The 209-nt window shown below is 63.2% G+C and carries 1 protein-coding gene; it reads right to left on the bottom strand.

The window, feature by feature from the left end; genetic code table 11:
* Nucleotides 1-209: VCBS domain-containing protein (locus IB277_RS37845; RefSeq protein WP_192373436.1), on the bottom strand; the 209-nt coding region annotated here is incomplete at both ends.

Here is a 209-nt window from a genome sequence, read left to right as displayed (position 1 = left end):
CCGTCATCGACGGTGACGTCGTAGGTCTGCACCAGGATCTGGCCGGCCTGCAGCGAGTCGAGCACGCTGTCGGCAACCTGGAAGTTCCAGCCAAGCTTGTCGGTTGCCTGGTTCAGAGGATCGAGCGCGAAGGTACCGAGATAGCCGTTACCGCCCGCCGTGAAGCTCGCCGTGTGCGTGTCGAGCGTATCGACGTCGCGAAAGCCGAT

The organism is Ensifer sp. ENS07, from assembly GCF_014852185.1.
GTDB lineage: Bacteria > Pseudomonadota > Alphaproteobacteria > Rhizobiales > Rhizobiaceae > Ensifer > Ensifer adhaerens.
This window is presented reverse-complemented; position numbering and strand designations above follow the sequence as displayed.